This is a genomic window from Amylibacter sp. IMCC11727, from assembly GCF_029854195.1.
Taxonomy (GTDB): domain Bacteria; phylum Pseudomonadota; class Alphaproteobacteria; order Rhodobacterales; family Rhodobacteraceae; genus Amylibacter.
In genome coordinates this window covers 2456363-2483273 of the sequence record NZ_CP122960.1, presented here as the reverse complement: position 1 = coordinate 2483273, position 26911 = coordinate 2456363, and the positions used below count along the sequence as shown (strand labels likewise).

Genomic DNA, 26911 nt, shown 5'->3' with positions numbered 1-26911 from the left:
TAACTTCCTTGTATTCAGTATTCGGTCTATGCGCTTCTGAAAAAATAATCGAAATCCATCGAATCCTACTGATCCAAGAAACTCCGCAGCTTCCGGCTCCGGCTCGGATGCTTCAACTTCCGCAGCGCTTTGGCCTCAATCTGGCGGATACGTTCCCGTGTCACACTGAACTGTTGACCCACTTCTTCGAGCGTGTGGTCGGTATTCATCCCAATCCCGAACCGCATGCGAAGAACGCGTTCTTCGCGGGGTGTCAGTGACGCCAGAACCCGCGTTGTGGTTTCCTTCAGGTTGCCCTGAATGGCGGAATCCAGTGGCAGGATCGCGTTCTTGTCTTCGATGAAATCACCGAGCTGCGAGTCTTCCTCGTCGCCAATCGGTGTTTCGAGGGAAATCGGCTCTTTGGCAATTTTCATCACCTTGCGCACTTTATCCAGCGGCATTTGCAGCTTGCCTGCCAATTCCTCTGGTGTGGGTTCGCGGCCAATTTCGTGCAGCATCTGGCGACCTGTGCGCACCAGTTTGTTGATCGTTTCGATCATGTGAACCGGAATACGGATCGTGCGGGCCTGATCAGCAATGGAACGGGTGATCGCCTGACGAATCCACCACGTGGCATAGGTCGAGAATTTATACCCACGACGGTATTCGAATTTATCAACCGCCTTCATCAGGCCGATGTTCCCTTCCTGAATCAGATCAAGGAATTGCAGGCCACGGTTGGTGTATTTCTTGGCAATGGAGATAACCAAACGCAGGTTGGCTTCGACCATTTCTTTCTTGGCAAGACGGGCTTCTTTTTCGCCCTTTTGCACTTGGTTCACGATGCGGCGGAATTCGGTGATGTCCACGCCCACATATTGGCCAACTTGTGCCATTTCGGCGCGGATATCTTCGGCTTTGTCGCGGAAGCGTTCGATGAATTGGCTCCAGCCACGGCCTGTCATTTCGGCCACATTGTCGAGCCACATCGGATCGAGCTCTTTACCGCGGTAAACGTCGATGAACTCGCGGCGGTTGATGCGGGATTGGTCGGCCAGCTTCACCATACCTGAGTCGAGCGACATGATCTTGCGGTTGATGCCATAAAGCTGGTCAATCAACGCCTCGATACGGTTGTTGTGCAGGTGCAGCGCGTTCACCTGTTCCACCAAAGACGTGCGCAGCTTTTGATAGGCTTTTTCTTCCTTATCGGAATAGCTTTCGTCTTCGTTCAGGGTCGCAGAAATCCGCACATCCTGCATCGCGGCCAGACCCTCATAGTCATGCGCGATCTTTTCCAGCGTTTCGAGGACTTGCGGTTTTAGCGCCGCTTCCATCGCGGCCAGCGACATGTTGGCTGCTTCATCCTCGTCGTCGTCATCGTCGTCAGTTTCAATTGGGTTGCCGTCGGCGTCCACTTCTTGAACCTTTTCAGCAGCAGGAACCGCAGTTGGCCCCGCAGCGGTTTTCAAGCCAGAGGCGACGCTGTCTTCTTCGTCGTCTTCCATGGTGTCGCCAAAGGTGGTTTCCAGATCAATCACATCGCGCAGAAGGATATCTTCTTCCAAAAGTTCTTCGCGCCAGATGGTGATCGCTTGGAAAGTCAGAGGGCTTTCGCACAGACCCGCAATCATTGTGTTGCGGCCCGCTTCGATGCGTTTGGCAATTGCGATCTCGCCTTCACGAGACAACAACTCAACAGAGCCCATTTCACGCAGATACATGCGCACGGGATCGTCCGTGCGGTCGAGTGTTTCTTTGCCGGTTTCCGCCAGCGCCACTTCTTTGGCGTTTTGTTCAACCACCGCGAGGTCTTTGGCGCCGTCGTCTTCGACTTCTTCTTCTTCGATGATGTTGATGCCCATTTCAGACAGCATGGACATCACGTCTTCGATTTGTTCCGAAGACACCTGATCAGGGGGCAGAACTTGGTTCAGCTCGTCATAGGTAATGTATCCCCGAGCGCGCGCGCCAGAGATCATTTTTTTCACGGCCGCTTGGCTCATGTCATTCATTGGGCCGTCTGCGTCTTGATCGTCCGTCTTTGATGCGGTGTTATCTTTCGCTGCCATTATAGCCTCCAAATCCCTTATACGCTTGCCGCAAATCGCGATCATAAGCGTTCTGATTCGGCCAACAGACCGAATCACCTAGCTGTGGGCGAATCAATAGAACGAATCAATGATTCGCAATGGTTCTACCCCTTTTTCTTTACCCAAATCTGATCATCGATCATTTTTTGTAGGTTTAGTGACAAATTTTCCCTGTCTTCAGAGCCATCGCCACCTGATTTTATGTCTGCTTTGGTTGCATTGGCCCGTGCTTCAGACGCTTGTTGGATGCGCCATGTCAGCCCTTCATCGGCCAATCCTTCCACTTCTTCTTCTGCATCGCGCAGTTCTGCTTCCGCTCCTTTGATGGCGGCATGTTTGACCAGCTCTTCGCGCAGGGTCATGGCCACCAGTTCGGGGTCTGCATCTGGGTGCAGATGGGGGTGTATGCGAACGGGGGGCAGCGTCATCAAATGATCCATTGGGTTAAACCCAAGGCGGTCCGTCAGTGCGGCGATGAGTGGTCCCGATCCCTGATCTTCAGATAGGTCCATGTGCAGCAATGCCAAGAGGGCCGATTGAATTTTAATCAAATCGGGGGCGGCAATAGGGGATTTTTCAAGCATTGTTTCATGCTCTACCGCTGCATGTGGATTGCGGATGGCTGCCGCAAGGATTAAGGCTTCACGCAAGCGCGTGGTGTCCGTAGCGGTTTTTTGCCCAAGCAGCGAGGATTTCAAACCACTGGTCGCGTTTTGCGGTGGCTTGTTGCGCCAGCCTCCCGACCAAGGTGCGTTCTGTTGCGTCGAAGTGCCGTGTTTTGGGGCAAACAGCTCCGCGCGCAGTTCCTTAATCGCGGCGGTGTAGTGATTGCGCAAAGACGGGTCTTTGATCGCTGACAGGGCCGTGCGCAGGCTGGCATCTAGACTGGCGCGGCGCTCTGGGCTGTCAAAAACCTTGCCTTCAATCTCGCGTTCCCACAATAGACGGACCATGGGTTGGGCCGCATCCAGCAGGTCTTGCATGGCTTTGGCGCCAGATGCCTTCAGCAGGTCATCGGGGTCTTGGCCTTCGGGCAGCACAACAAAGCGCAAGGATTTGCCCGCCTCCATCAGAGGCAAGGCCAGATCAATCAACCGCCGCGCCGCGCGAATACCTGCGGTGTCACCATCAAGGGCAATGATGGGTTCAGGGGACATACGCCACATCAACTGCAACTGATTTTCAGTTATCGCTGTTCCAAGCGGGGCTACGGCATGATCGAAACCTGCTTGTGCCAAAGCGATTACGTCCATGTAGCCTTCGGCCACAATCAGGCTTTGCGCCTTGCCAGCCGCTTCGCGAGCAGGACCGTGATTGTAAAGACTGCGACCTTTGTCAAACAGGGGGGTTTCGGGGCTGTTGAGGTATTTGGCCCGCGCATTCGGGTCCATCGCGCGGCCACCAAACGCAATACAGCGCCCACGCGCATCACGAATAGGAAAGATGATGCGCCCGCGGAACCGATCAAACGGGCTGCCCCCATCATCGGGTTTGACGCAAAGCCCTGCTTCGTCGAGGTCTTCGGGTTTGATCCCTTTCCCTGTAAGATGCTGAAACAACGCACTGCGTGTGTCTGGTGCAAACCCGATTTCAAATCGATCCTGAATGACCTGCGGCATGCCACGCCCGTCAAGATAGTCGCGTGCAGCAGTTGCCACATTGGTTTTCAACTGCATGCGATAGAATTGCAGTGCTTGTTCCATAATTTCGGCAAGAACCGTACGCTGATCCGCCTTTTTCTGGGCCACAGGATCACGTTTTGGAACGGGCATGCCCGCTTCGCCTGCCAGAATCTCCACCGCTTCCATAAAGCCGACATTTTCGGTCTCACGCACAAAAGTCAGCGCGTCCCCTTTGGCATGGCAGCCAAAGCAATAGAAAAAGCCTTTGCGGTCATCTACATGAAAAGACGCAGTTTTTTCCTGATGAAAGGGGCAGGGCGACCAGTAGTCGCCTTTGCCCACATTGGACTTGCGCGTATCCCACGTAACTTTGCGGCCAACGACCTGTGCGATCGAAAGACGTGTGCGCAATTCATCAAGGAAACCGTCGGGCAGACTCATGGCGCCAATATGGGGAGGTTTGGGCGTGGCGGCAAGGTCATGCAGTGGATATTTAGACCAAGAAAAAGGCGCTGATCTATCACTCGATTTGCAAGGTCTGACGCAAGGCGTTGCTGGTGCGATCGTAGATCAGGATTTGATTGTCCGTGGTCACAACTGCGTACCAATCAGGCCCGTGTGTAAAGGTGCTGGCCGTCGCACCACTGGGCAAGGTGATTGTGTCTGGCAGTGGCACTGGGGTTTCCGACGAGAAACGCATGACAAGCACGACGAAGATAGCTAGAAGGCCAAGGATCATGGTTGCGGTTAAAACCGTCACCAATCGCCGCAGAAACCGCAGGTTTGCGGGTTCTTCCATCTGGGACCCATTTTGATCTATGTCTGACACCAATGATATCCTTGTGCTGACCCTTGGCGCCACTCCGCCTGCGCGGCTTGATAAAGCACTGGCAGAGGTTGTGCCAGAGGGTGTGAGCCTGAGCCGCTCCCGTTTGGGCAAATTGATCGAAGGCGGGGCGGTGACGCGCCTGTCTGATGGTGCGGTTGTGACCAAGATGAAAACCCAAGGGATCGAGGGCGAAGAATGGCAGGTGGCCATTCCCGTTGCCGTGGCCTTGGAGGCAGAGCCGCAAAACATTCCGATTGAGATTGTGTATGAAGATGATGATCTGATTGTGGTGAACAAAGCCGCGGGCATGGTGGTACATCCTGCACCTGGTTCCGAAGATGGCACGTTGGTGAATGCACTGTTGTATCACTGCGCCGATAGCCTGTCTGGAGTAGGCGGTGCGAAGCGACCAGGCATTGTGCATCGGATTGATAAAGACACAAGCGGATTGCTGGTTGTTGCCAAAACAGACGCAGCCCATCAGGGACTGGCCGCGCAATTTGCAGATCATTCCATTGATCGTGTGTATGTTGCCTTTTGTATTACGGCCCCATCCGCGGCGGACCCGCGGTTGCGCGGTCTGCCTGGCGTTGCCTTTGAAACGGGAGGCGTGTTGCGGATTGCCACGAACATTGAACGTCATAAAACGGATCGTAAGCGCATGGCCGTTGCGGCCAATTCTGGGCGTCATGCAATCACCCGTGCGCGCGTGATTGAGGATTTCGGAGGCCGTGCGGCGCGGATGGAGTGCTGGCTTGAAACAGGGCGCACCCATCAAATTCGTGTTCACATGTCCCACGTTGGGCATGGTCTGATCGGAGACCCGATTTATGGCACGCGACGCCGTGTCAAAGTGGCGGGATTGGACGAAGTTGACGCAAGGGTAATCACAGATTTTGATCGTCAGGCCCTCCATGCGGCGAAACTGGGATTTATTCATCCAATTTCGGGAGAGCCTGTCGCGTTTGAAAGCGATTTACCCAATGATTTAAAGATGTTAGAGATGGCTTTGTCAAAATTGAAATGACGAAGTAATCGCAGTTCGCCGCATCAATTTTAGATTAAGACACAAAGAATAAGCAACAAAACGCCAAAGAGTGGCCAAGTGAATACCTTGAAATAGAAATTCTGGCTTCTTACCTCTATTTCAACAGAAGTGGGCCAAAGAGGAACCGCAAAAAATGGGTTATTCAAATCTTCCAGCGCCAAGCCCGGAACAGGGTTTGAACCGCTACATGCAAGAAATTCGTAAGTTTCCAATGCTGGAACCTGACGAAGAATACATGCTGGGTAAGGCATGGATTGATCACGAAGACACGGATGCTGCGCATAAACTGGTGACAAGCCACCTGCGTTTGGCAGCCAAAATTGCCATGGGCTACCGCGGCTATGGCTTGCCCACGGCCGAGGTGATTTCCGAGGCGAACGTGGGTTTGATGCAGGCTGTGAAACGGTTTGAGCCAGAAAAAGGCTTCCGTTTGGCGACCTACGCCATGTGGTGGATCCGTGCGAGCATCCAAGAATACATCTTACGCAGCTGGTCGCTGGTGAAAATGGGCACAACATCGGCCCAAAAGAAGTTGTTCTTTAACCTGCGCAAAGCCAAAAATCGTATTGGTGCTTTGGAAGAGGGGGACTTGCGCCCCGAGAACCTGAAGCGGATCGCCAATGATCTGAATGTAACCGAAGCCGAAGTGGTTTCCATGAACCGTCGTATGTCGGGGGGCGATGCGTCCCTGAACGCCCGCGTGGGTGGCGAAGACAGCGATGGGGCGGCGGAATGGCAGGATTGGTTGGAAGATGAAACCGCCGATCAGGCTACATCCTATGCCGAAAGTGACGAACTGCAGGCCCGTCGTGCCCTGATGGTTGAAGCGATGGATGTGCTGAATGACCGCGAAAAGGACATTTTGGCCAAACGCAAATTGCAAGACAAGCCGGTAACACTGGAAGAGTTGAGTAGTGAATATGATGTCAGCCGCGAACGTATCCGCCAAATCGAAGTGCGCGCGTTTGAAAAGCTGCAAGAGAAAATGCGTGAAATGGCCGTTGAAAAAGGTATGCTGAAAGAACCTGCTTAACGCAGGATCGGAGGAGCTATGGCAGGTGGTTGGGCCAAAGATGGCGCTGTTCAAGAACAGATTGATGCGTCCATTCAAGATGAGTTGTTGCGTCTGAAAGGGCGCAGCAAGCCGCTTGGCGAAAGTCTGACTCATTGCGCGGAATGTGAAGAAGAAATCCCTGAAAAACGGCGACTTGCGCTTCCAGGCGTGAAGATTTGCATTGATTGTCAGATGGATCGGGACGCGTCGTTCAAAGCACGTCCAGGGATCAATCGACGGGGCAGCAAGGACAGCCAGCTAAAGTAATGCTTGTGTTGGTGGCGATCTGTCTGTTTCAGTGGACTGAACTCAAAGGGGCGCGCCATGGATTTTGAAACTGTTTCCTCAAGCGATTTTGGTCAAAGCCTGACAGGGATCGGCATTAACCTGTTAACGCAAAACGTGCGTGGGTTGGTGGATTTCTTGGTTGGGGTGTTTGACGCCAGCGCCTATCGTGTTTCAGATGACTTTGCGATTGTGGTGATGAAGGGCACAATTGTGCAAATCCATCATGATGCCACCTATCGAAACCACCCGGTGCAAGGGCTGCTGCCCGACAATCCGCCGCGCGGAGCGGGGACACAGTTTTTTGTGTTTGGTGTGGATCCCGATGTGGCCCTACCCAAAGCAGAAAGCTTTGGGGGGAGCATTTTTGAACCCGCGCAGGACAAACCGCACGGGTTATATGAAGGGACAGTGCTGAGCCCAGAGGGATATGCGTTTTCACCCGCAATCCCATCGCGCGATGGTTAGTCTTCCATCGCTTCCAATTCGTCGATCATAGAGCTGATCAGAGATAGGCCCTTGTCCCAGAACTTTGGATCGCTGGCATCAAGGCCAAAGGGTGCGAGCAGTTCTTTGTGGTGTTTCGATCCACCGGCCCGCAGCATTTCAAAGTATTTCTCTTCGAAATCGGCATCGCCTTCTTCGTACACCGCATATAGCGCGTTTACCAAACCATCACCAAACGCATAAGCGTAGACGTAGAATGGGGAATGGATGAAATGCGGAATGTAGGACCAGAACGTTTCATATCCGTCCATGAAATTGAAGACAGGACCAAGGCTTTCTGCTTGCACCGACATCCAGATTTCATTGATCTGGTCTAGTGTCAGTTCGCCTTCGGCTCGCGCGGCGTGCAGTTTGCATTCAAAATCATAGAACGCAATTTGGCGGACAACCGTATTGATCATGTCTTCGACTTTACCCGCGAGCAGTCGCTTGCGCGCCGCCTGATCGGGGGCTGCATCGAGCAGGGTGCGGAAGGTCAGCATTTCGCCAAACACGGATGCGGTCTCCGCCAGTGTTAGGGGCGTGGAGGAGAGCAATTCGCCCTGATCCGCTGCCAGAACCTGATGCACGCCATGGCCAAGTTCATGTGCCAGCGTCATCACATCCCGTTGTTTTCCAAGGTAATTCAGCATCACATAGGGATGTGCGTCTGTCACAGTTGGATGCGCAAACGCGCCCGGTGCTTTGCCAGGTTTTACGGCGGCGTCAATCCAGCCTTGTGTAAAGAACGGCTCGGCCAAATCGGCCATTTTTGGGGAAAATGCGGCGTATGCTTTGGTCACTGCAGCCCGTGCCTCATCCCAATGAATTGTTGTTTCATCGCTATCAGGCAGGGGCGCGTTGCGATCCCACATTTCCAGTTTTTCAAGCCCCATCCATTTCGCCTTGAGCGCATAATACCGATGGGACAGCTTTGGATAGGCCGCAACCACGGCATCACGCAGGGCTTGAACCACTTCGGGTTCCACATCATTGGCCAAATGGCGGCCAGATTGCGGGGTTGGCAGATTACGCCAGCGGTCTTCGACCTCTTTTTCTTTGGCGAGCGTGTTGGTGATGCGGGCAAACAGCGTGATGTTTTCCCCAAGGGTTTTGGCGAATGCCTCCGCTGCTTTTTGACGCGTGACGCGGTCAGGGTCGGACAAGAGATTTGCCGTTCCTTCAAGGTTCAAAACCTGCCCATCCACATCAAATTCCAACGCTGCGCAGGTTTCATCAAACAGTCGATTCCACGCTGTTGCGCCCACAACTGATTGATCATGCAGGAATTTTTCCAACTCATCAGACAGTTGATGGGGTTTCATCGCCCGCATCCGATCCAGCACGGGTTTATAGCGGGCCAAATCTGCATTGGCATCCAGCATGGCGTTGAGCACATCGTCATCAATGCGGTTCATTTCCAACGAGAAAAAAACCAATGGTGTTGAAAAGTCAGTGATCTGCCCCTGCATATCCGCAATGAATTTGGCGCGATCTGGGTCTGTTGTAACTTGATAATACCGCAGGCCCGCAAAGGACATGATGCGCCCAGAAATGGATTGGATTTTCTCATACCGCTGAACGCAGGTGAGCATATCATCCCCTGACAGACCTGCCAGTTTGCCTTCGTAGTCGGATGCAAATGCCGCGCATTCGGTGCCGAGCCATTCCAGATCACGAGTCAGCTCCGTGCTGTCCTCAGCAGGATATAAATGCGTCAGATCCCATTCTGGTAGATTGCCCAAATCATCACCCGATGCGGCATCACGCACATCGCGGGGCAGGTCTGGGGCAGGGTAAGCAGAAAAGGGATTCATCGCAGGTCTCCTAAAACAGTGTTCTGCGATATGTAGGGTTTTCGCCGCCCAAGGGAAAGAGCGATCACGCGGAAGTTTTGGGCGCGGCGTTACAGATCAATCGGCTCTTGTTTCGGCGGCTCTTCGGCTTTTGGTTCCGCCTTTGGTTTTGGCTCCAACGGGGTTTTACGGCGAATGATAATATCGCCGTTTTCTAAAACTTCAGGTGGGTGATAGCTGCTCATGTCTTCGATGCTGTCGGCGAATTTTTCGAGCGTCGGTCCCAGCTCTTCGATCTTGGGCCCAATGTCGGCAACCCACCCTTCGAGCAGGGTTTGCGCGTTTTTTGACAGATCGTCAAACTGTTCCAAAAGATCGGACATTGTCGTGTCCTCTGCATGGGCAGGGGCCGTCAGGGAAAGGGTGATCAAGCAGGCGTAAATATGTTTCATCCCCTCAATATAAGGGGGGTCCCCGCAAATTTCAGCCCTTGGGAGGGAAATTTAGATCAATGGTCACTGGGAAATGATCCGAGGCCGTTAACAGCGCGTCGCACATGGTTTTGTCTGAAAAACACTGCGGATGATCAAAGGGATGCCAGATTTTCCATGTGGGTTGCGTCTGGCTGCGCAATTTGGGGGAAATCATAATATAATCCAAAAGGGCATTTAAATAGGTTTTGGTTTTGTGATTGTAAAACCGCGCGGTGGTGGGCCGTGCGCTGCGCGGGGCCAGTAATGTGCTGGCATGCGGGTCAAACAGGGTTTCGCTGGCGGGTTTATTCACGCCAAGCACAATTTCTACACCAGATTGCCCGAACAATTTTTCATATTCATCAAGCCCAGGTCCATCGTTGAAATCCCCCATCACCAACAGTTCGTCCCCAGCGGCCAGATGATCGTCGATCCGTTGGCGCAGCCAAATACATTGGGCCAATTGTTTGCGCCTGTTGGCAATAGAAATGCGCACTTCTTCTTCGCGGGTGCGCGCACCATGAGGCGCTTTGGATTTTGCATGTACGCCAATCAGTCGAATGATCGGCCCGTCAAACGGTTTCAGCGCCAATTCAAGAGGCGGTTTTGAAAACGTAACCGTGTCTGCCTCGGCGTCTGTATCAAGATCAATTTTGAAAACACTGTCAAAACGGGGGGCTATTCGTGATCCCGTTTCGCCGCTTTCAACGCCTTGGGGGTCGTGGGTCACTTCCATTTTAGTTGGGTCGTATAACAGCGCAATTTCTTGTTGGGTGTCGTTTTCAAACCCAACAATCGCGGTGTTCTGGCGCAGTTTGAACCGTTTGGCAAAGGTTTCAAGTGCTGCTTTTGATGATTGGGTGCCACCAGAATTTGGGGCCTCTATGATCATTATCGCATCCGCATCGAGGGTTTGGAAAACATGCCCCAATGCCGCGATTTGATCCCGCTTTTTAACATCGTATCGGCCCGACCAACTGTTATCGTTGATCAGATTGTCTTTCTGATCAAACAGGCTGGCGAACCATTCCACATTATAGGTGGCAAGCCGCATCAGCTGGCGTGCTTTTCAGAAATGACTTCCCAGGCCTGATTGACCGCGATCATGTGTTTGGTGGCCATTGTGATGGCTTCTTCTGGCAGGCCGCGGGCCATCAACTGATCTGGATGGGTTTCGCGAATTTTGGCGCGCCATACTTTGCGAATGTCTTCCAGCGGTGTTTCAGGGGTCACGCCAAGCACGTCGTAAGCATCGGGCGGCGCATCAGGCACAAATCGGGTGCGCAGGCCCCGAAAGCTGCGTTCGTTTATGCCAAAAACATTTGCAACCGTGTGAACAAAATCATTCTCAGATGGATGATATTGCCCATCGGCCATGGCGATATAGAACAGACCTTCGATCAGGTTTTCCAGTACGATGTCGTCGTCTTTGAACATTTTGGAAATGGTGTTTGCGTAAACCTCAAAACCAGCAACGTCTTGACGGGCAAGGTTAAAGACCTTTGCGGCCTGTGCTTCTTCGCGGGTGGGAATGTGGAACACTTGGCGAAAGGCGGCCACTTCGTCCCGTGTGACAAGCCCGTCTGCTTTGGCCATTTTGGCCCCCAAACCGATCACGGCGATGGTAAAAGCAACCGAACGTTCTGGGGGTGTTTTAAGTGAATCAAATACCTGTGACAGGCTTTCGCCATTGGCAAGGGCCGACAGGGCCTCTGCGATGCGGGTCCAAATTGACATGGGCCGTCCTTCTTGTGCTATCCCACTGTCTGGTTACAGCAGTTTTTGCAGCAAAACCAGATCAAGTCTTTGATCAAATTTTTGCCCCACTTTGGGGAGCGTGCCAACCACAGAGTAATTGTTCGCTTTGTGAAAGGCGATTGCGGATGGATTGGCGCTGCTGACCCCGGCGATCAGCGCGGTAATGGTGTTGTCACGTGCCGCGGATTCCAGTGTTTGAAGCAGCTGGCGACCGATGCCTTTGCCACGTGCGCTGTCGTCAAGATTTATTGAGATTTCCATGGTTTGAACATAGCCAGGTCCTGTGCGAAATGGGCCGTAGGTGGCAAAGCCAAGGAGCCTGTCAGCGTCGGTTGCAACAAAGAATGGATCGGGGCCGTTGATTTGCTGTTCCATGTCGCCAATGGTTTTTTCGACTGTTGTGAATGTGATCATTGTGTTGCGGATGATCGGGTTCCAAATGTCGCAAATTTGGCGGGCGTCGCTGGGTTTGGCGTGGCGTATTTTCATGCGCCGAGGATGGGTGTTTCCCCCAAGCTGTCAAGGTGGATTTATTCCGCTGCAATGCTCTGAGCGCCCGTGGTGGATTGGGCCCGCGCGATGGCGTTTTTCCAATCAAGGGTCCATGCGGCGGGGGGGGACATGCGGGCGCGGCGGCGTTCAATCAGCCAACGGCTGTGTTTTGCGCAATGGCGCGGTGTTGCGTGCCAACGGGTTTCGATGCCCTGTGCGCCACCATCTGCTGGGGTCAGCAAAAGGGGGAGGAGCTTCACCTTGCCCATCTTGGCCCCTTGTTCCGCCGCGAGGTGTAAGCGACGGATGGGGGTGAGAGCCGGTGGAGTGTCGCATTCGGCAATGACAGTGGGCACGGTGCCTGTGCGAAGGGTTTCTTCCATGCACCACAACACATCATCTGCGCGTTTGGGTTCCACGAATGTGATGCGACCAGGATTCAGAAAATTGACGATGCCTTGGGCGTTTAAATCGAGCCGATGCCAGCTGGGTTTGATCCACAAAATCGGGCCGTCCATCAGGCTGGCGAGCATGAGTGTCAGGCTGCGTCTGGAGGGGCCGCAAACCTCGCTCGTGCGGTTGTAGGGAATTGATAAAACGTCTGATTCTGTCTTGGCAAAAATCAGTTCTGATGGTGTTTTATGGGGTTTTCTGTCGATGGGTGGCATGAATTAAGTGTTAACATGTTCTTGATTTGTTCTCAATATTTTTTCGCATATCGGGGAAAACTTTTTTATCGCGTTGACGGGGGACAGAATTGGGCCAGAGTGGCACGCAACACAAGACAGATTAAAAGGCAGAACAATCATGCGAATGAGAGAGCTTAGCACAACAGGGATAAAAATTAGTGAATTGGCGCTCGGGTCCATGACGTGGGGCACGCAGAACACCACTGCAGAGGGCCACGCGCAGATTGATCGCGCGTTGGAGCGGGGTGTGAATATCATCGACACCGCAGAGATGTATCCAACCAACCCGTTGTCCAAGGAAACCCAAGGGGACACACAGCGGGTGATCGGAGAATGGGTGGCCAAAAATCCAGCCAAACGGGGGGATGTTTTACTGGCGACCAAAGTGTCAGGATCAGGGTATAAGAACGTGCGCGACGGTGCGCCGATCAGTCGAGATACCATCCACGTGGCGATTGAAAAATCGCTGACGGACATGCAGACGGATTACATTGATATCTATCAATTGCACTGGCCCAATCGGGGGTCTTTTCAGTTTCGCCAAAACTGGAGCTTTGATGCGACGGGGCAAGACACGGGCGAGGTTCAACGGCATATGGAAGAAGTGCTGTTGACCATGGCGGAGTTGCAAAAGGCAGGTAAAATCAGACACTTCGGCCTGAGCAATGAAAGCGCGTGGGGCTGTACGCGGTGGTGCGTGATGGCGGATCAGTTGGGCGCGCCACGGCCCGTTTCAACGCAGAACGAGTATTCGCTGATGTATCGCACGCACGATACGGATATGGCGGAAATGAGCCACCATGAGAAGGTGGATTTGCTGTCATTTTCGCCGCTCGCCACTGGGATTCTGAGCGGGAAATATCTGGGGGATCAGACGCCACAAGGATCGCGCCGCACTTTTGTTAATGACCTTGGCGGGCGGATCACCAGCCGCAGTATGGTGGCGGCTGAGGTATACGTTGGAATCGCGCAGAAACATGGGTTGGACCCCTGCCAAATGGCGCTGGCATGGTGCCGCACGCGGCCGTTTATGGGCACGGCAATCTTTGGCGCGACGACGATGGAGCAGCTGGATGTGGCGCTCGGATCAGTGGATGTTGAGCTGTCAGATGAGGTGATGAAGGACCTCGATCAGGCGCATCGCGCACACCCGATGCCCTACTGATTTTCGAGTGGATTTTGGTGGGTTTTGAAGGCCGTTTTTTAACGGCGTTCGGTGGAGTAAGGTTTGCTGGTTTTGGGCGGTTTGTGGAAAAAGCAAACTACCCAGAACAATGGGTGCAAACCACCCAGAAAGTTTGCGGGTGGCGAATGGTTAATACGGAGTGTTGCGTTTGGGGGGCGTTGGGTTCAACACCCACCATAGTTTTTACGCCCACTAGCCGTGATTGTGTAAGTTCCACCTCTCGGACCAGTGTAACAAGTGCTATATCGCCGTGCTGCCGCCCGGCGCTTCCTTTCTGCAATTCTGCGGTTTGCTTTGTACTTCGAAACCGTCCTCTTTAACTGGGTTCCCCATTCACAAGCAAAACCGTCGCCATCCGCATCCAAACCATGTGGATCAATCGTAGGGCCACCACTTAACAAGAAGTATTTCTGTGCCGCAAAAGAGGACGGAAAATCAGAACAGTTCTTCAAATCTGCGCCCCCGCGACGGCGTTTGCTGGGCTGTGATCTGTCGTAAAGAGGTTTGTCGAGTGCGGACAAGGTTCGATTACCTAGGTAATATGGCCCTGAACTATTTTGACCTCTTCGAGCTAACTCGGCTTCTGCAAAAGCGAGGAAAAGAGGATCACGTGTTGTGGACTGTTCAAACCAAAGTCTTGAGGTTGGAAGGCTCTCTACTTGGCTATTGATGGAGACTGGATTGGTTGATGCGCAAGCAGCCAGAAGGATGGCCGAAGCAATAAAAAGGGATTTGATTTTCATAATGTGCTCGGAGATTAAATAGTTAATATTATATTAACGTAACCTTAATAGGTTGGCTTTCACAAGACCCTGATCTTATGGCAAATTGTGAGGCCAGTTATTATAACTAAGTCACAAGGCCCGCGGCCGACCTCGGGTGGGCGCTCGTCCTTTTATGTTTGGTCTGAGGTTGCCGCATTTTTGATACGTTTCACCTAGATGCGATATCGCAGTGCGCCCTCCCGTGGGGGAGGTCGGGCGCGGGCCGTGCTGCGCACGACCCAGTTGGTGGCTTGGTGAATTTATGGTATCCGTTGGTCGCCGCTCTCGTGTTTTGTGCCAAAACACTGCCGCGGTGATAGGCGCGGGCTGTGCTGCGCACGACCCAGTTGGCGGCATGGTGAATTAATCACTTCAACGGGACGCCCTACGACTCTTTCAAATGCCGTGTGAAGTCGGTGCGGAGTTTGGCGAGTTTAGGGTCTATGTAGGTTTTGCAAAACGGGCGGGTCGGGTCGGTTTCATAGTAGTTGTGAAAGCGGCTGTCGCTGGGTTTGAAGGCGATCAAGGGCAGGATTTGCGTGACAAGCGGTGCGTCGAATTCGGGGGCTAGCGCCGCGAGGGTTTGGCCCGTGGGCTCTGTCTGGTCGGGTGTGGCTGTGTAAACAGCGCTGCGGTATTTGCCGCGCATTTTATGGGCAGAGGTTGACGCGTGGGTGCGCACGTGGATTTCGACAAGGGTGGCAAGGGGGATCGCTGCGGGATCAAAATGAACAATCACGGCTTCGGACCATGTGTCATTGGGGGCAGTGGATTGCACGAAGCCCTGTTCGGTCCGTTGGACGCCGCGCAGCGCCTGAAACACCGCTTCGGTACACCAATGGCAACCGCCGCCGAAGGCTATTTTGCAATGTGTTGTCATGGATCATAGATGTGACGGGCGATAGATGCCGTCAAGGGTGAGAAATTCCGCCGCTTTGGGCATGGTTTTGTCGAAAACAGCATGGTCTTTCCACATCGCGCGCGGCATGGTGATCCCAACAGTTATGGGAGAGCATCATGCCTTTGGAAATGAACACAGACGTCTTTATCACTTGTGCGATTACAGGTTCTGGCGGGACGCAGGATCGCAGCCCGCACGTGCCGCGTTCGCCTAAGCAGATTGCCGATAGCGCGATTGCAGCGGCCAAGGCAGGGGCGGCGGTGGCCCATTGTCATGTGCGCGACCCAGAAACGGGTGTGCCGAGCCGTGATTTGGCACTGTATCGTGAGGTGACCGAGCGTATTCGGGATGCGGATATTGATATTGTGCTGAACCTGACCGCTGGCATGGGTGGGGATATGGTGTTTGGGGATGTGGAAAACCCGCTGCCCGTGAACGCGGCAGGAACGGATATGATTGGCGCGACAGAGCGCATGGCCCATGTGCTTGAGTGCCGTCCCGAGATTTGCACGCTTGATTGTGGCACGATGAACTTTGCCGAGGCGGATTATGTGATGACCAACACCCCTGGCATGTTGCGCGCCATGGGGCAGATGATGACAGATTGCGGTGTGAAGCCAGAGATTGAGGCGTTTGACACAGGGCATTTGTGGTTTGCCAAGCAGTTGGTGAAAGAGGGCATTTTGGACAGCCCTGCGCTGGTGCAATTGTGCATGGGGGTTCCGTGGGGGGCGCCTGATGATCTGAACACGTTTATGGCGATGGTGAACAATGTGCCAAACGATTGGAACTGGTCCGCGTTTGCGCTGGGCCGCCATCAGCAGCCGTTTGTGGCGGCGTCTGTATTGGCGGGGGGCAATGTGCGTGTGGGGCTTGAGGACAATCTGATGCTCGGACGCGGGAATTTGGCCACGAACGAAATGCTGGTGGAAAATGCGGTTGGCATCATCGAGCGTATGGGGGCGTCTGTGATGGATGCGGAGGGTGTGCGCAAAAAGCTGGGTCTGACCAAGCGAGCGCCCGTTTGATGCGTTTTGCGGCGCTGTTGGCGGTGGCGGTTTTGGGGGGCTGTGTCCCCGAAGCGCCGCGCCGAGATGTGTCGCTGATATGGAACCCAACGGTGACTATGGCCGCCACTTCGCGGTTTGAAGCAGGGCGGTTTTCGGGTGATTGGGTTGTGCGCGAAGGGTTTGAGGACGCTTGGACGTTTGATCGGTTTACCTTTGATGTGCCACGCGGTGCAACGACAGGCACCTGGGTGCAATCAAACCCAGATGCGGCGGCCCGTCTTCGGATCAGCCAGGCGGGTGTGTTTTTCCTTGATTACATCGGGCAGCGGCGCATGAGCGAAGAGGTGGTTGTGCTGTGGGTTGATGAGGGGTTTCGCACGGCAGCACTTGCAGCGCGAAATGGACGCGCGGCGGTGATCGTGGATCGCAGCGCCAGTGGTGGTGCGGATCGGATTGAGGCGGCACGGGTTTTGTTGCGCAAGAATGGGTTTGATACCAGCAAGCTAATCGCGGTTGGAGGGTAAAGGAGATGCACGTGCGGATTTTGGTGACACTTTTGAGTGCGGGATTTTTGATGGGCTGTGCGGCGCCTGAAAGCGAGAGCAATCGACAAAACCTGAATGTTGCAGAGTGTCGTGCGTTGGCGGAAGAAACGCGCCGGTCCGGGCGACCGAATTACAATCTGTGCCCAGGGTATATGCCCGACGGTTATACAGTTGAGAGCGAGTTGAATTGATGCGGTTTTTGTCGATCTTTGCCGTTTGCATTCTGGTGCTGGTCGGATGTGGGTCCACTGTGTACCGCGATACCTCTGTCACGATGACCACAGTGGATACGTTGGATACCAAAAAGTACCTTGGCAAGTGGTATGAAATTGCCCGCTTTCCCAATCGGTTTGAAGAAGGCTGTGTTGGGGTGACGGCGGAGTATGGCCTGCGCGATGATGGTAAGGTTTCGGTGCTGAACACCTGTTTCAAAGGCACGCTGGATGGACCAAAAGAGCAGGCGGAAGGTGTGGCAACGGTGGACAGTGCTGGCAAGCTGCGCGTGACGTTTGTGCCGTGGCTGTCATGGATCGCATCGGGTGATTATTGGGTGTTGGGCTTGCAAGACTATGACATTGCGGTTGTGGGGGCGCCCAAGGGCACCACAGGGTGGATACTGGCGCGAACACCGCGATTGAGCGAGGCGGAAAAAGACTGGGCGATGAATGTCTTGTCGGACAATGGGTATGATTTGGATCAGTTGGTCTGGCCCAAGCAGAGGACTGGGGAATGAGCAGCTTTTTACTGATCCTTGTGTTTGTCGGGCCTGTTCTTTTGTTTGGGTTGGTTAAAACAGGGGTGCATTTGATAGTGCCACTGATGGCTTGTGTGATCGCTGCGGGTGTTGGCATTGCCATGTTTATCTGGGGAATGAACAACACCAGTTTGGCAGATCACCATAGCGGAGATTTGCTGCCCCAAGCCGTGTACGGCGTGATGATTGTGATCAGCGCTGCATTTGCGGGTGTGTTGTTAGGGGTGGTTGTTATCGCGCGTTGGTTTAGCGGGGAATACAAAAGGGAGGATAAGCCATGAAAGCCGTTGTTGTTGTTGGTTTTTTGGCCAGCATTTGCGCGGGCGGTGCAGCCAATGCAGCGCCTGAATGGACAGGTAAATGGGCCTTTGATCTGGCGTGGTGTTCCAATACCGCAGAGACCACGGATGCGGTTCCAATTTTTCTGACAGACACTGAACTGGCGGGATATGAAAACACCTGTGACATCATCAATCACGAACCTTTGGTCGTAGATGGTGGGTATCTGCTGAACTTGAGCTGTTCGGCGGAAGGGGAAACCTTTGACGAAAATATGTTGGTTCTGGTCGAGGGAGGAAACACTCTCTTTTTATACCGCGAGGGGCCTTCGATGACGAAATTTAAACGATGCGAGTAAGACTATGACAAAAATTGCGGCTATTATTGGCGGGGGCGTAATCGGTGGCGCGTGGGCGGCACGGTTTTTGCTGAACGGTTGGGACGTGCAGGTTTATGATCCTGATCCCGAAGCGGAGCGCAAAATCGGTGAAGTTCTGGACAATGCGCGGCGGTCCTTGCCAAGCCTGAGCGATCATGTGATGCCCAAAGAAGGCAAGATCAGTTTTCATGGTACCATTGCCGAAGCTGTGACCGGGGCGCGTTACATTCAAGAGAGCGTGCCTGAGCGGATGGACATCAAACATCTGACGTTCACCGCAATCACCGAGGCCTGTTCCAAGGATGCGGTGATCGGATCGTCCACATCCAGTTTCACGCCAACCGAGTTGTCGAGCCAGCAGGTGGATAAATCGCGCATCATGGTGTGCCATCCGTTCAACCCTGTGTATTTGCTGCCTTTGGTCGAGGTCGTGGGCGGGACAACGGCGTCTGAGGATGCCATTGAAACCTGTATGGAAATCCTGACCGAGATTGGCATGAAGCCATTGAAAATTCAGAAAGAAATCCTTGGGCATATTGCGGATCGGTTGTTGGAATCTGTTTGGCGCGAGGGGCTTTGGCTGATCAAGGATGGGATTTGCGACACAGAAACGCTGGATGATGCGATGCGGTTTGGCTTTGGTTTGCGCTGGGCGCAGATGGGGCTGTTTGAGACTTATCGCATTGCGGGTGGTGAAGCTGGCATGTTGCATTTCATCAGCCAGTTTGGGCCGACGATGGAGTGGCCTTTGTCAAAGCTGATGGATGTGCCTGAATTGGATGATGCGTTGATCAAAAAGGTGGCGGATCAGTCGGATGCACAATCTGGCATGTATTCAATCCGCGAGTTGGAGCGCATTCGTGATACCAACCTTGTGGGCATGATGCGGGCGCTTAAAGCGCAGAATTGGGGGGCTGGGTCTGTGCTGGCCAACTATGACGCGGGTGTGAAAGAGGCGATTGGCACCCCTGATATGGATGGGCTGGTGCGCACTGTGGCGCGTACTGTTCCGCTCGATTGGCTCGATTACAACGGGCATATGAACGAGGCGCGGTATTTGCAGGCGTTCGGGGATGCCACGGATCGGTTTATGGAACTGATTGGCTGTGATGCAGCGTATATCGCGAAGGGTGGTAGTTATTTCACGGCCGAAACGCATATTCGTCATTTGGATGAAGCCAAGGCGGGTGAGGTCATTGAAATTGATACGCAAGTTGTGCTGGGGGCGGGTAAGAAGATGCACCTGTTCCACTTTATGAAGGCCGCCGATGGGCGTGTGCTGGCAACGGCGGAGCATATGCTGATCCACGTGAGCTTGGAGACGCGCAAGGCGGCCCCGCCTGCGCCTGAGATAGAGGCGAAACTGGTGGAAGTGGCTAAGGCGCATGAGGGATTGCCTGTACCTGAGGGTATGGGGCGTTTTGTTGGGCAAGGGCGGTAAACAGTCGATAGCTGGGGGATAGCCCCCAGACCGCAGGCTACAAGCTGGGGGCCAGCCCCCAGACCCCCGGGATATTTTTGGCCAAAAGAAGGAAGGGCACGGGATGGCAAAGCGTGTTTTGATTACGGCAGGGGCGGCGGGCATTGGGCGTGCGATGGCCGAAGGATTTGCGGCGGCTGGTGCTGATGTTTGGGTGACGGATGTGGATGGTGCGGCGCTTGCTGATTGTCCTGAAGCGTGGCGTGTGAGCGAGGTGAGCGCGGCGGATGAGGCGGGGATGGCGGCTTTGTTTGGCGAGGTTTCGGATGTTTGGGGCGGGGTGGATGTGCTTTGTGCGAATGCGGGGATCGCGGGGCCGACGGCATTGGTTGAGGATGTGGCGCTTGCGGATTGGCAGGCCTGTGTGTCGGTCAATCTGGAGGGGGCGTTTTTGGCGTGTAAGTATGCAGCGCCGATGATGAAGGCGGCGGGAGCTGGGTCCATCGTGTTTACGTCTTCGACGGCGGGGATTTATGGCTATCCCAATCGCGCACCTTATGCGGCGGCGAAGTGGGCGATTATTGGCTTGATGAAAACCATGGCGATGGAGTTGGGGCCGTTTGGGATACGCGCCAATGCGATTTGCCCTGGTGCGGTGGAAGGACCGCGCATGGAGGGGGTTCTGGAGCGTGAGGCGGCGGCCAAAGGAACCACGCGGGATGCAATTTATGAGGGGTATGCCGCAGGGGTTTCGATGAAATCCTTTGTGCGGGCAGAAGACATCGCGGATATGGCGGTGTTTCTTGGATCAGAGAAGGCCCGTATGGTATCAGGGCAGGTGATTTCGGTGGATGGGCATACGGAGAACCCTGATCCCAAAGTGTAAAACGGAGTGGCGCTATGCAGATCGTGACGGAGTTTCCATTTGACGTGGTTGAAGAGGCGGATCTGCGGATTCCCTTGTCTGATGGGGTGGAATTGTCGGCGCGGGTTTGGTTTCCTGTTGGGGCGGGGCCTGTGCCTGTGGTGCTGGAGTATCTGCCCTATCGCAAGCGGGATGGGACGGCGGCGCGGGATGCGGGGACACATCCATATTTGGCGGGACATGGCTATGTGTGTGTACGGGTTGATATGCGCGGCTGTGGAGAGAGTGAGGGGCTGTTTGAGGATGAGTATTCGCCACAGGAGTTGGCGGATGGGGTTGAGGTTGTTAACTGGTTAAGTGCGCAGGAATGGTGTTCTGGTGCGGTTGGCATGATGGGGATTTCTTGGGGCGGGTTTAACAGTTTGCAAATCGCGGCGCTGGCCCCTGAGCCGTTGAAAGCGGTGATATCGCTGTGTTCAACCGTTGATCGGTTTGCGGATGATATCCATTACAAAGGCGGGGTGATGCTCGGTGAGAACCCTGGCTGGGCGGCAACAGCGTTGTCGTGGTTTTCGGTCCCCCCTGATCCTGAACTGGTGGGGGATGGCTGGCGTGATATTTGGTTGGAACGGTTGGAAAACACACCGTTTTTGGCGGAGCGTTGGGTTTCACGTCAAGTGCGCGATGACTATTGGGCGCATGGGTCGGTGTGTGAGGATTATTCCAGCATCAAGGCGGCGGTTTTGACCGTTGGCGGTTGGCATGATGGATATCGCAACACGCCCGCGCATTTGGTGGAGAATTTGGATGCGCCAGTGAAGGGGATTGTGGGGCCGTGGAACCACAAATATCCCCATATTGGTGTGCCAGGGCCGCAGATTGATTTTCTGGGCGAGATGCTGCGGTGGTGGGATCATTGGCTGAAGGGGATTGATCGGGGGGTGGATCGGGATCCTGCGTATCGGGCTTATGTGATGGACAGTGTTGCGCCTGAGGTTTCGTTTGAAACGCGGACGGGGCGTTGGGTCGGGTTGGATCAAGCCAATGGGTCTGGTGTGCGGGCTTGGGCGTTTACTGGTGAGGGCTTGGCGGATGTTGCAGGGGATGTTGATCGGTCTGTTGGGACGGATGTGGCCTGTGGGCAAGGGACGGGGGAGTATTTTCCGTTTGGGTTTGGGCCTGGGGAATTGCCCGATGACCAACAGGGTGATGATGCCAAGTCGATGTGTTTTGACAGTGCGGCGTTGCGCGAGGAATTGGAGATTGTTGGCGCCTGTACGGTTGCCATGACCCTTGCCAGTGATCAACCGCGCGCACAGGTGGCGGTACGGTTGACGGATTTGCGCCCCGATGGGACATCGGCGTTAATTGCGCATGGATTTTTGAATTTGCGGCATCGTGATGGGCATGATCGAGTTGTGGATATGCCTGTTGGCGAGGCGGTTAATGTGGAGGTTGTTCTGGATCAAGCGGCCTATCGCTTGCCAGCTGGGCATCGGTTGCGGGTGGCGATTTCACCGAGTTATTTTCCGTTTGTCTGGCCAGAGGAGGAACCTGTTACGCTGACTGTGACGGCGGGAGCCTTGCGTGTGCCTGTGTTGGATGGGGAGGGCGTTGATGTGGCCTTTGATCCAGCGAAAGGGGCCGTGCCGATTGATTTTAAGCGGTTCACACAGCGGGTTGAGAGTAAGAATGTCACCCTAGACGGGGATGTTTGGCGTCAGGAAATCATTGGGGATGATGGGTTGATTGAGAACCCGAAGACGGGATTGAAGACGGCGCAAAAAGTGCATGAGGTGTTTGAGATTACTGAGGGCGACCCGCGTTCAGCGCGCGCGAAGTTTGCTTGGGAACGGTCCTATGGGCGGGGGGATTGGATGGTGCATACCAAGAGCCATGTGGCGCTGTCGTCTGAGGATGGCGTTTTTGTGGTGGCAGCGAAGCTCGAAGCGTTTGAGGGGGATGAGCCGCTGTTTGAACGCGATTGGCGTGCGGTTGTACCGAAGGTTTGAGTAAGATGCCTGTGGCGCGGATATTTTGACCAAGAAAAAGGTTAGGCCCTAGAGAACGCGGTTTAAAAAGGCTTTGGTGCGGTCTTCGCTTGGGTTGGTGAAGATGGTTTCGGGTGGGCCGCTTTCGACGATGACACCTTGATCGAGGAAGCAAACCGTGTCGGCCACATCGCGGGCGAAGGCCATTTCGTGGGTGGCGAGGATCATGGTCATGCCACTGGATTTCAAATCGCGTAGCACGTCGAGGACTTCGGTGACGAGTTCGGGATCAAGGGCCGAAGTAATTTCATCAAACAGCATGATTTCTGGTTTCATCGCGAGGGCGCGGATGATGGCGATGCGCTGTTGCTGGCCGCCTGAGAGTTGGTCGGGGTAGTTTTGCATGCGGTCCGGCAGGGCGAAACGGTCGAAGAGGGCTTCGATTTCGGGCAAGAGTTGGGCGCGGGATTTGCCTGTGGTGCGGCGCGGCGCCAAGAGGACGTTTTCGAGCGCCGTCATATGCGGGAAGAGGTTGAACGACTGAAATACGATGCCGATTTTCTGGCGGATTGGCTGGGGGTCGAGCCCTGGGGTCGAGATTTCAGTGCCGTTCAGGTGGATGGTGCCATCATCGAGCGGATCAAGCAGGTTAATGGTGCGCAAGAGCGTGGATTTGCCAGACCCAGACGCGCCGATAAGGCAGGTCATTTCGCCCGCGTTTACCGTGAGGTCGATGCCTTTGAGGACTTGGATATCGCCAAAGGATTTCTGCGCGTTTTTGATGGTGAGGTGGGCCATTAGCTGCGTGCCCGATTTTGTTTGGCAATCAGATGATCAGCAAAACGGGTGGCGGGGATGGTGATACACAAAAAGATCACGGCGGCAGCCACGTAGGGGGTGAAATTGGCGAAGAGCGATTTGTAGACCCCTGCTTGGCGCAGGATTTCAACAGGGCCGATAAAGGACAAGAGTGCGACGTCTTTTTGCAGGGCAATGAACATGTTCATGTTGGCAGGGATGACACGGCGGATGGCTTGTGGCAGCACCACAAAGCGCATGACATCGCTGTTTGACAGGCCAAGAGAGGCGGCGGCATTGCGTTGAGATTGATGCACGCTTTCGATGCCAGAGCGGAAGATTTCGGCCACATAAGCGGAATAGGTGAGGATCAGTGCAAGGCTGCCCCAGATGTAGGGGGAGTTCCATGGGCGCGACAGGCCAAGGCCCGGAATGCCAAAACCAATGAGGTAGACAATCAGCACCACAGGGATGCCGCGAAAGATATCGGTGTAGACCGCGCCAAACAGGCGCAGCGGGTAAAGTGCTGGGTTGCGGGTATCACGGCAGAGCGCAATGATTAGACCCCAGATTGCGATGGCAGGGGCGGACCATGCGAAAATGGCCACGTCGAGAAGGAAGGCTTCGAGCAGGCCCGGGAAGGATTTCGCAAATACCTCCCAATTGAAAAAGCTGGATTTAACGGCGGGCCAACCGGGCGCGAGCGGGATCAGCAGCACAAACGCCAAAATCACCGCAGCCGTTGAGGTGAGCGCGATGAGCGTGCTGCGCCGTTTGCGGCGCAGCTCGTATTCTTGTCTTGGGGTCATCTGGATTTATTTGATGACTGGCACGCCTGTGGTTTCTGCAAGCCACTGGGCTTCGATCTTGGCGAGGGTTCCATCTGCTTTGATCGCTTTGAGGGCCTCATCTACGCAGGCTTTGATCGGGTTGCCTTCGGACATCAACAGGCCGAATTGATCGGGGTTTTCGGAGCGGTCAGCGGGGAATTGGCCCAGCATGGCGCCGTCATCCAAAACCACGGCAGAGAGGTAAAGTGCGGTTGGTAGATCAAAGAGAGCTGCGTCGATTTGATTGGCCTTCATGGCGGCGACTACATCGTTGTTATCGTTGTACAAAAGCGGGTCTGAGTCTGGTGCGATCAGGTTGGCAAGCATGGTCGCGCCCGTGGTGTTGGCATCTGCACCCCATTTGAGGGTTTTCAGACTGGCCAGATCGGCGGTGGCCCCTGCCTCAACCACGCCTTTGCGGGTGAGAACGGCCATAGCGGCGGAGTAGTAGGGTTCGGAGAAATCGACAACTTTTTCACGGTCTGCGGTGATCGAGAATTGTTGCAGGTTGAAATCGAATTCTTTGTCGCCGGGCTGAATGGATTGGTCAAAAGAGGCAGAGGTCCAGACCACATCGGCCTTGTCAAAGCCCATGGCGGCAGCAACGGCGTAGGCCACTGCTGCCTCGAATCCTTGGCCAGAGGCGGGGTCGTTGTCCATCACCCAAGGAAAATAGGCAGGGTTGCCAGTGGCGATGGTCAGCTTGCCATCTGTGAAGGTTTTGCCAGCGGCGCAGTGCCCGCCCGCGATGGCCGCAGAGGCGGCAAGCGAGATGCCGATGCCAAGGGACAATGATTTGATAGCAGAACGAAAGGTCATGGGGGCTCTCCGAGTTGAATGTCATGCTTAGGGAAGCGCAAAGTGATCCGCTTGTCCAGCGCGGCGGACTGTCAGGGCGAAAATTGTTAGCAAAGAAAGGCTTGCACATGATGGGTGATCCGCCGCAAGCTGGTGCAATACAGAATCTGATACATCTTGGGAGGATGATTTAATGAGCAATGAACTGTCGTATTTGGCGAAGAAGGCTGCGAAGGGTCTGGTGTCGCGTCGTGAATTTTTAGGTCGTGCAGGGGCGCTGGGCGTGTCTGCGGGTGTGGCCAGCACGATGTTTGCGGACGCTACGAACGCAGCGGCACACAAAAAGGGTGGGCATCTGGTTCAAGGTCTGGGCGGTGGTGAGAGCACCAATACGCTGGATCCTGCGTTGACTGCGTCTTCTGTACCGTTTTTGAACCTACGTTTGTTTGGTGACACGCTGCTGGGTGTGGATCAGAATGGCGAATTGGACATGCGTTTGGCCGAGAGCTTTGAGGCCAGCGACGATGCGCAAACATGGCGCTTTAAGATCCGCAAGGGTGTTGAGTTCCACAACGGTAAGACAATGACACCTGATGATGTGCTGAAGACAATGCAGCGCCATTCAAATGACGAGTCTAAATCTGGGGCGCTGGGCATCATGAAAGGCATCGATGAGATGTCTGTGGATGGTGACAATCTGGTGATGAAGCTGACGGCGCCAAGTGCGGATTTGCCGTACCTGATCGCGGACTATCACCTGATCGTGCAGCCAATGGGCGGCATGGAAAATGCGGCTGATGGTGTTGGCACGGGGCCATATATGCTGGAAGCAGACGAGCCTGGTGTCCGCCATTTGTGGAAAGCGAACCCGAATTACTGGCGTGAAGACGGTGGTGCCACATACGACAGTACCGAAGTATTGGTGATCAATGATGCAACAGCGCGGACAGCGGCGTTGCAATCTGGTCAGGTTCACATGATCAACCGTGTTGATCCGAAGGTTGCAAACCTGATTGACCGTGCGCCAGGCGTATCCATTAAAAACGTAGCGGGTCGTGGGCATTATGTATTCATCATGCATGCGGACACTGCGCCGTTTGACAACAACGAACTGCGTATGGCGCTGAAACATGCGATCAACCGCACGGATATGGTGGATAAAATCCTGCGCGGCTATGGCTCTGTCGGGAATGATATGCCGATCAACAAAGCCTATCCGTTGTTCGATGAGAGCATTCCACAACGTGAATACGATGCGGCGAAAGCGGCAGAGCACTACAAGAAATCAGGCCATGATGGGTCTCCGATCATTCTGCGTGTTGCTGATGGTGCCTTCCCAGGGGCCGTTGATGCGGCGGCGTTGTTCCAAGAAAGCGCGCGTGCAGCGGGCATTCCGCTCGAGATCAAGCGTGAGCCGAACGATGGGTACTGGTCTGAAGTGTGGAACAAACAGCCGTTCTGTGCGTCCTATTGGGGTGGCCGTCCGGTCCAAGACCAGATGTATTCGACCGCGTATCTGTCCACAGCGGATTGGAACGACACACGCTTTAAGAACCCAGAGTTCGATGCGTTGCTGAACCAAGCCAAAGGCGAGTTGGACAACGACAAACGCAAAGCGTTGTATTCGCAAATGGGTTACATGGTGCGCGACACTGGCGGCCTGATTTGCCCAATGTTCAACGACTTTGTGGATGCGGTATCTGACAAAGTGGTTGGCTATGAAGGCGATCCGAATGCGGAGCTGATGAACGGCTTTGCGGCGATGCGTACACATTTCGCGTAAG

Annotated in this window: 28 protein-coding genes; 14 read left to right on the top strand and 14 right to left on the bottom strand. The window is 54.4% G+C overall.

Annotated features, from left to right (window positions below; genetic code table 11):
* Positions 1–65: 65 nt before the first annotated feature.
* The 3 genes from rpoD to QBD29_RS12555 form a co-directional block, all read right to left on the bottom strand.
* Positions 66–2054: an RNA polymerase sigma factor RpoD gene (rpoD, locus tag QBD29_RS12565; protein WP_280098439.1), complete on the bottom strand. Its 1989-nt coding sequence runs from the start codon at positions 2052–2054 to the stop codon at positions 66–68.
* A gap of 125 nt (positions 2055–2179) precedes the next feature.
* A complete protein-coding gene (gene dnaG / locus QBD29_RS12560) occupies positions 2180–4138 on the bottom strand; it encodes a DNA primase (RefSeq protein WP_280098438.1) in 1959 nt (652 codons plus the stop codon).
* A gap of 79 nt (positions 4139–4217) precedes the next feature.
* Positions 4218–4496, bottom strand: a complete 279-nt coding sequence (locus QBD29_RS12555; RefSeq protein WP_280100963.1) for a DUF6476 family protein — start codon at positions 4494–4496, stop codon at positions 4218–4220.
* 19 nt (positions 4497–4515) lie between these two features.
* Between QBD29_RS12555 and QBD29_RS12550 the strand changes: the two genes are divergently transcribed.
* From QBD29_RS12550 to QBD29_RS12535, 4 genes are all read left to right on the top strand, one after another.
* A complete protein-coding gene (locus tag QBD29_RS12550) occupies positions 4516–5553 on the top strand; it encodes a pseudouridine synthase (RefSeq protein ID WP_280098437.1) in 1038 nt (345 codons plus the stop codon).
* 154 nt (positions 5554–5707) lie between these two features.
* Positions 5708–6607, top strand: coding sequence for an RNA polymerase sigma factor RpoH (rpoH, locus tag QBD29_RS12545; protein ID WP_280098436.1), 900 nt, complete (start codon positions 5708–5710; stop codon positions 6605–6607).
* An 18-nt stretch (positions 6608–6625) separates the two neighbouring features.
* Complete coding sequence (locus tag QBD29_RS12540) at positions 6626–6895, top strand: DksA/TraR family C4-type zinc finger protein (RefSeq protein WP_280098435.1); 270 nt, start codon at positions 6626–6628, stop codon at positions 6893–6895.
* A 57-nt stretch (positions 6896–6952) separates the two neighbouring features.
* Entirely contained in the window at positions 6953–7381 is a 429-nt protein-coding gene (locus tag QBD29_RS12535; protein WP_280098434.1) for a glyoxalase, read from the top strand.
* Here the strand turns inward: QBD29_RS12535 and QBD29_RS12530 are convergent.
* The 6 genes from QBD29_RS12530 to QBD29_RS12505 form a co-directional block, all read right to left on the bottom strand.
* Positions 7378–9216, bottom strand: coding sequence for a M3 family oligoendopeptidase (locus tag QBD29_RS12530; protein WP_280098433.1), 1839 nt, complete (start codon positions 9214–9216; stop codon positions 7378–7380). The two genes, QBD29_RS12535 and QBD29_RS12530, sit on opposite strands and share 4 nt — an antisense overlap.
* Positions 9217–9305: 89 nt before the next feature.
* Positions 9306–9647, bottom strand: a complete 342-nt coding sequence (locus QBD29_RS12525) for a hypothetical protein (RefSeq protein WP_280098432.1) — start codon at positions 9645–9647, stop codon at positions 9306–9308.
* Positions 9648–9678: 31 nt separating this feature from the next.
* Positions 9679–10722, bottom strand: coding sequence for an endonuclease/exonuclease/phosphatase family protein (locus QBD29_RS12520; protein WP_280098431.1), 1044 nt, complete (start codon positions 10720–10722; stop codon positions 9679–9681).
* Entirely contained in the window at positions 10722–11405 is a 684-nt protein-coding gene (locus QBD29_RS12515) for a molecular chaperone DjiA (protein WP_280098430.1), read from the bottom strand. The genes QBD29_RS12520 and QBD29_RS12515 overlap by 1 nt, the downstream gene beginning before the upstream one ends.
* 33 nt (positions 11406–11438) lie before the next feature.
* Complete coding sequence (locus QBD29_RS12510; protein ID WP_280098429.1) at positions 11439–11915, bottom strand: N-acetyltransferase family protein; 477 nt, start codon at positions 11913–11915, stop codon at positions 11439–11441.
* Between the two features lie 41 nt (positions 11916–11956).
* On the bottom strand, positions 11957–12586 hold the full coding sequence (locus tag QBD29_RS12505) for a hypothetical protein (protein WP_280098428.1): 630 nt from the start codon (positions 12584–12586) through the stop codon (positions 11957–11959).
* Positions 12587–12725: 139 nt separating this feature from the next.
* Between QBD29_RS12505 and QBD29_RS12500 the strand changes: the two genes are divergently transcribed.
* Positions 12726–13772, top strand: a complete 1047-nt coding sequence (locus QBD29_RS12500; RefSeq protein ID WP_280098427.1) for an aldo/keto reductase — start codon at positions 12726–12728, stop codon at positions 13770–13772.
* Between the two features lie 185 nt (positions 13773–13957).
* On the opposite strand, the gene QBD29_RS12495 is transcribed toward QBD29_RS12500, so the two are convergent.
* The gene (locus QBD29_RS12495) at positions 13958–14536 is read right to left on the bottom strand and encodes an excalibur calcium-binding domain-containing protein (RefSeq protein WP_280098426.1); all 579 of its coding nucleotides are present in this window, start codon (positions 14534–14536) and stop codon (positions 13958–13960) included.
* A gap of 406 nt (positions 14537–14942) precedes the next feature.
* Positions 14943–15437, bottom strand: coding sequence for a peptide-methionine (S)-S-oxide reductase (locus tag QBD29_RS12490; protein WP_280098425.1), 495 nt, complete (start codon positions 15435–15437; stop codon positions 14943–14945).
* A gap of 137 nt (positions 15438–15574) precedes the next feature.
* Between QBD29_RS12490 and QBD29_RS12485 the strand changes: the two genes are divergently transcribed.
* The 8 genes from QBD29_RS12485 to QBD29_RS12450 all read left to right on the top strand — a co-directional run bounded on the left by QBD29_RS12485 (position 15575) and on the right by QBD29_RS12450 (position 22722).
* The gene (locus QBD29_RS12485; protein WP_280098424.1) at positions 15575–16486 is read left to right on the top strand and encodes a 3-keto-5-aminohexanoate cleavage protein; all 912 of its coding nucleotides are present in this window, start codon (positions 15575–15577) and stop codon (positions 16484–16486) included.
* The gene (locus QBD29_RS12480; RefSeq protein ID WP_280098423.1) at positions 16483–16992 is read left to right on the top strand and encodes a hypothetical protein; all 510 of its coding nucleotides are present in this window, start codon (positions 16483–16485) and stop codon (positions 16990–16992) included. The genes QBD29_RS12485 and QBD29_RS12480 overlap by 4 nt, the downstream gene beginning before the upstream one ends.
* A 211-nt stretch (positions 16993–17203) precedes the next feature.
* The gene (locus QBD29_RS12475; RefSeq protein WP_280098422.1) at positions 17204–17746 is read left to right on the top strand and encodes a lipocalin family protein; all 543 of its coding nucleotides are present in this window, start codon (positions 17204–17206) and stop codon (positions 17744–17746) included.
* The gene (locus QBD29_RS12470; RefSeq protein ID WP_280098421.1) at positions 17743–18048 is read left to right on the top strand and encodes a hypothetical protein; all 306 of its coding nucleotides are present in this window, start codon (positions 17743–17745) and stop codon (positions 18046–18048) included. Before QBD29_RS12475 ends, QBD29_RS12470 begins: the two co-directional genes overlap by 4 nt.
* Positions 18045–18404, top strand: coding sequence for a hypothetical protein (locus tag QBD29_RS12465; RefSeq protein WP_280098420.1), 360 nt, complete (start codon positions 18045–18047; stop codon positions 18402–18404). The genes QBD29_RS12470 and QBD29_RS12465 overlap by 4 nt, the downstream gene beginning before the upstream one ends.
* A gap of 4 nt (positions 18405–18408) precedes the next feature.
* Positions 18409–19866 (top strand): carnitine 3-dehydrogenase, encoded by a 1458-nt coding sequence (locus QBD29_RS12460; protein ID WP_280098419.1) that lies wholly within the window; start codon positions 18409–18411, stop codon positions 19864–19866.
* Between the two features lie 103 nt (positions 19867–19969).
* Positions 19970–20731 (top strand): SDR family oxidoreductase, encoded by a 762-nt coding sequence (locus QBD29_RS12455; protein WP_280098418.1) that lies wholly within the window; start codon positions 19970–19972, stop codon positions 20729–20731.
* A gap of 14 nt (positions 20732–20745) precedes the next feature.
* Positions 20746–22722: a CocE/NonD family hydrolase gene (locus tag QBD29_RS12450; protein ID WP_280098417.1), complete on the top strand. Its 1977-nt coding sequence runs from the start codon at positions 20746–20748 to the stop codon at positions 22720–22722.
* 48 nt (positions 22723–22770) lie between these two features.
* On the opposite strand, the gene QBD29_RS12445 is transcribed toward QBD29_RS12450, so the two are convergent.
* Genes QBD29_RS12445 through QBD29_RS12435 form a run of 3 tightly spaced genes read right to left on the bottom strand, consistent with a single transcriptional unit; the run spans position 22771 to position 25148 of the window.
* Positions 22771–23499 (bottom strand): amino acid ABC transporter ATP-binding protein, encoded by a 729-nt coding sequence (locus QBD29_RS12445; protein WP_280098416.1) that lies wholly within the window; start codon positions 23497–23499, stop codon positions 22771–22773.
* Positions 23499–24308: an amino acid ABC transporter permease gene (locus QBD29_RS12440; RefSeq protein ID WP_280098415.1), complete on the bottom strand. Its 810-nt coding sequence runs from the start codon at positions 24306–24308 to the stop codon at positions 23499–23501. Before QBD29_RS12440 ends, QBD29_RS12445 begins: the two co-directional genes overlap by 1 nt.
* Positions 24309–24314: 6 nt before the next feature.
* Positions 24315–25148, bottom strand: coding sequence for an ABC transporter substrate-binding protein (locus QBD29_RS12435; RefSeq protein WP_280098414.1), 834 nt, complete (start codon positions 25146–25148; stop codon positions 24315–24317).
* Positions 25149–25320: 172 nt separating this feature from the next.
* On the opposite strand from QBD29_RS12435, the gene QBD29_RS12430 reads away from it, so the two are divergent.
* On the top strand, positions 25321–26910 hold the full coding sequence (locus tag QBD29_RS12430) for an ABC transporter substrate-binding protein (protein ID WP_280098413.1): 1590 nt from the start codon (positions 25321–25323) through the stop codon (positions 26908–26910).
* The last annotated feature ends 1 nt before the right edge of the window (position 26911 follow it).

Bases quoted from the DNA above. Each gene is read 5' to 3' on its own strand.
- rpoD (WP_280098439.1), bottom strand. From the start codon at position 2,054: ATGGCAGCGAAAGATAACACCGCATCAAAGACGGACGATCAAGACGCA.
- dnaG (WP_280098438.1), bottom strand. From the start codon at position 4,138: ATGAGTCTGCCCGACGGTTTCCTTGATGAATTGCGCACACGTCTTTCG.
- QBD29_RS12555 (WP_280100963.1), bottom strand. From the start codon at position 4,496: ATGGAAGAACCCGCAAACCTGCGGTTTCTGCGGCGATTGGTGACGGTT.
- QBD29_RS12550 (WP_280098437.1), top strand. From the start codon at position 4,516: ATGTCTGACACCAATGATATCCTTGTGCTGACCCTTGGCGCCACTCCG.
- rpoH (WP_280098436.1), top strand. From the start codon at position 5,708: ATGGGTTATTCAAATCTTCCAGCGCCAAGCCCGGAACAGGGTTTGAAC.
- QBD29_RS12540 (WP_280098435.1), top strand. From the start codon at position 6,626: ATGGCAGGTGGTTGGGCCAAAGATGGCGCTGTTCAAGAACAGATTGAT.
- QBD29_RS12535 (WP_280098434.1), top strand. From the start codon at position 6,953: ATGGATTTTGAAACTGTTTCCTCAAGCGATTTTGGTCAAAGCCTGACA.
- QBD29_RS12530 (WP_280098433.1), bottom strand. From the start codon at position 9,216: ATGAATCCCTTTTCTGCTTACCCTGCCCCAGACCTGCCCCGCGATGTG.
- QBD29_RS12525 (WP_280098432.1), bottom strand. From the start codon at position 9,647: ATGAAACATATTTACGCCTGCTTGATCACCCTTTCCCTGACGGCCCCT.
- QBD29_RS12520 (WP_280098431.1), bottom strand. From the start codon at position 10,722: ATGCGGCTTGCCACCTATAATGTGGAATGGTTCGCCAGCCTGTTTGAT.
- QBD29_RS12515 (WP_280098430.1), bottom strand. From the start codon at position 11,405: ATGTCAATTTGGACCCGCATCGCAGAGGCCCTGTCGGCCCTTGCCAAT.
- QBD29_RS12510 (WP_280098429.1), bottom strand. From the start codon at position 11,915: ATGAAAATACGCCACGCCAAACCCAGCGACGCCCGCCAAATTTGCGAC.
- QBD29_RS12505 (WP_280098428.1), bottom strand. From the start codon at position 12,586: ATGCCACCCATCGACAGAAAACCCCATAAAACACCATCAGAACTGATT.
- QBD29_RS12500 (WP_280098427.1), top strand. From the start codon at position 12,726: ATGCGAATGAGAGAGCTTAGCACAACAGGGATAAAAATTAGTGAATTG.
- QBD29_RS12495 (WP_280098426.1), bottom strand. From the start codon at position 14,536: ATGAAAATCAAATCCCTTTTTATTGCTTCGGCCATCCTTCTGGCTGCT.
- QBD29_RS12490 (WP_280098425.1), bottom strand. From the start codon at position 15,437: ATGACAACACATTGCAAAATAGCCTTCGGCGGCGGTTGCCATTGGTGT.
- QBD29_RS12485 (WP_280098424.1), top strand. From the start codon at position 15,575: ATGCCTTTGGAAATGAACACAGACGTCTTTATCACTTGTGCGATTACA.
- QBD29_RS12475 (WP_280098422.1), top strand. From the start codon at position 17,204: ATGCGGTTTTTGTCGATCTTTGCCGTTTGCATTCTGGTGCTGGTCGGA.
- QBD29_RS12470 (WP_280098421.1), top strand. From the start codon at position 17,743: ATGAGCAGCTTTTTACTGATCCTTGTGTTTGTCGGGCCTGTTCTTTTG.
- QBD29_RS12465 (WP_280098420.1), top strand. From the start codon at position 18,045: ATGAAAGCCGTTGTTGTTGTTGGTTTTTTGGCCAGCATTTGCGCGGGC.
- QBD29_RS12460 (WP_280098419.1), top strand. From the start codon at position 18,409: ATGACAAAAATTGCGGCTATTATTGGCGGGGGCGTAATCGGTGGCGCG.
- QBD29_RS12455 (WP_280098418.1), top strand. From the start codon at position 19,970: ATGGCAAAGCGTGTTTTGATTACGGCAGGGGCGGCGGGCATTGGGCGT.
- QBD29_RS12450 (WP_280098417.1), top strand. From the start codon at position 20,746: ATGCAGATCGTGACGGAGTTTCCATTTGACGTGGTTGAAGAGGCGGAT.
- QBD29_RS12445 (WP_280098416.1), bottom strand. From the start codon at position 23,499: ATGGCCCACCTCACCATCAAAAACGCGCAGAAATCCTTTGGCGATATC.
- QBD29_RS12440 (WP_280098415.1), bottom strand. From the start codon at position 24,308: ATGACCCCAAGACAAGAATACGAGCTGCGCCGCAAACGGCGCAGCACG.
- QBD29_RS12435 (WP_280098414.1), bottom strand. From the start codon at position 25,148: ATGACCTTTCGTTCTGCTATCAAATCATTGTCCCTTGGCATCGGCATC.
- QBD29_RS12430 (WP_280098413.1), top strand. From the start codon at position 25,321: ATGAGCAATGAACTGTCGTATTTGGCGAAGAAGGCTGCGAAGGGTCTG.